Annotated in this window: 2 protein-coding genes; one reads left to right on the forward strand and one right to left on the reverse strand. The window is 66.1% G+C overall.

The window, feature by feature from the left end:
• Positions 1-1,887: transglycosylase domain-containing protein (locus B1964_RS26915; RefSeq protein WP_079931996.1), on the reverse strand; the 1,887-nt coding region annotated here is incomplete at its 3' end.
• 311 nt (positions 1,888-2,198) lie between these two features.
• Here B1964_RS26915 and B1964_RS26920 point away from each other — a divergent pair.
• Positions 2,199-2,472 (forward strand): WhiB family transcriptional regulator (locus B1964_RS26920; RefSeq protein ID WP_079931997.1); only part of this gene is annotated, 274 nt, incomplete at its 3' end.

Consider the following 2,472-nt stretch of genomic DNA (forward strand, 5'->3'; position numbering starts at 1 on the left):
GGAGCCGGCGGCCGCCGCCGAGGTGCCCCCGCCTCGGTCGTCGAAGCTCATCGCATTGGCCAGGGTGTTGGCCAGACCCTGCTCGACGACGCGGTCACATCCCGGTGCGTTGAACGGCACCGTGGTCAATACCGGTGCGCCGTCGGGGCCGGGCACCGCGTTGCTGTTCTCGTCGCGCTTGATGGTGCTGATCGAGCCGATCGGGTTGGGCGGGCACCACACCCCGCCCGAGGACAGGGTGGCCGCCACATTCGACAGCTCGAGTCCGTTGACCGGGAAGGGGCCGAGGGTGAACGAACCGAAATTGCCGTCCTTGACGTACTGGGCGATCGACTTGTCGCCGTCACCGGAGGTGCCCGGCGTGTTGTAGGAGCGCAGCCCCAGGCGCACGGCCATGTCGACGGTTGGCTTCACCCCGGTCTGCTGCAGCAGCTTGACGAAGGCGGTGTTCGGTGACTGGGCCAGCGCCTGGGAGACCGACATCGACGCCGGATAGCGGCCGTCGTTCTTGACGCAGTAGCTGTCGGCAGGACATCCGTTGGAGCCGCCGCTGCTTCCCATGCCCTGCACGGCCAGTGTCGACGGGACCGGGATGTTGGAGCCGGTGCCGAGACCCTGCTCCATCGCCGCGGCCGTCGTGAAGACCTTGAAGACCGAGCCCGCACCGTCACCGACCAGCGAGAACGGCTGCGGCTGCACGGTTTGGTCGGCATTCTGATTGAGCCCGTAGTCGCGGCTCGACGCCATCGCCAGCACGGGGTGCGACGTGGTGCCCGGCCGGATCGCGCTCATCACGCTCGCGACGCCGTCGGCGTGCGGATCGGCCTGCGTCTGCACCGCACGCTCGACCGAACGCTGCACGTCGGGGTCGAGGGTGGTCTTGATGATGTATCCGCTGCGCATCACCGAGTCGCGGGAGATGCCGTTGGCGGCGAGGAACTGCAGCGCGTAGTCGCAGAAGAATCCGTTGTTGCCGGCGCCGATGCACCCCTGGGTGGGGATGTTGGGATTGGGGACCACCCCGAGCGGCTTGGCCTTGGCCGCGGTCAGCTCGTCGCGGCGGTTGGGGAAGTTCTGAATCATCGTGTCGAGCACGGTGTTGCGTCGTGCCAGCGCAGCCTGCGGATTGGTGTACGGGTTGAGCGCGCTGCTCGACTGCACCATGCCCGCGAGCAATGCGGCCTGCTCGACGGTGAGGTCCTTGGCGTGCTTGTTGAAATACACCTGCGACGCGGCCTCGATGCCGTAGGCGTTGTTGCCGAACGGCACCACGTTGAGATAGCGCGTGACGATCTGCTTCTTGGCCTCCTGCTTGGCCGCGGCGTCGGAGAGGCCCTTGCGTTTGGCCTGCTCGGTGAGCGACTGCTCCATCGTCAGCGCCATCCGGACCTCACGCAGCTTGCGTGCCGGGGTGGTCTCGGTGGCCGCCTCCCGATCGGCCTCGGTCCGCGCGAGCACGAGGAGTTGATAGTTCTTGATGTACTGCTGATCCAGCGTCGACGCGCCCTGCTGGACCTCACCCGAGGACGAGTTCTTCAGCGCGGCGCGGATGGTGCCCTTCCAGTCGACGCCGTCGTGTTCGAGGAAGCGTCGGTCCTCGATGGAGATGATCGCGGCGACCATGTCGGGCGAGATGTCGTTGTAGCCGACCTCGTAGCGGTATTGGTCGAACAGCAGCGCGATCGGGTTGCCTGCTGCGTCGGTCATCGTCGAGACCTGGGGCAGGGTGCCGTTGAGCAATTCCGACGAGACGTTCTCGACAGCCGAAGCGGCTCTGTTGGACACCAGTCCCACCCCGCTGGCGACCGGATACAGGAGTCCGGCGACGAGCACGCCGGCCAGCACGCACGCGGCAGCGAGCGGCCCAAGCTTCTTCGAGATCGGCACCCCGACAGAATACGTGTGATTTCCTCAACACCCCCGCAGCCCGCGTCGCCGCGCATGGCACCGGCGGGGTCGGTGGCGATGACCAGGTGTTTCGCCGAGAGTCTGCACGGTTGTGCCAGTTTTTCGGCCTCAGGGGTTGCGGTCGCATGCACAGATCCCTAGATTGAGGGCAGAATGTGACTCACTTAACAGCCGATGCGGCAGAGTGTTAGAGATATCAAACTCGATCAATTGTCTAGGTGAGCAAGCGGGTTGCAGTCGCAGTGCGGTGACGTGGTCATCGCAGACAACGACAGACAGGGGCGATAACGATGGCAACAGCGGCAGTATCGGCAGACGAGGCGCGGTTGACCTGGGTGTCGCAGGCGCGGTGCCGCGGAGAGAACCCGGATGACCTGTTCGTGCGGGGCGCAGCGCAGCGCAAGGCCGCCACGATCTGCCGGCACTGCCCGGTGCAGTTGCAGTGCGGCGCCGACGCTCTCGACAACCGCGTCGAATTCGGGGTGTGGGGCGGCATGACCGAACGCCAGCGTCGGGCGCTGTTGCGTCAGCATCCCGAGGTCACCTCGTGGTCGGCGTTTTTCG

It is taken from the genome of Gordonia sp. i37 (assembly GCF_002043085.1).
GTDB classification, from domain to species: domain Bacteria; phylum Actinomycetota; class Actinomycetes; order Mycobacteriales; family Mycobacteriaceae; genus Gordonia; species Gordonia polyisoprenivorans.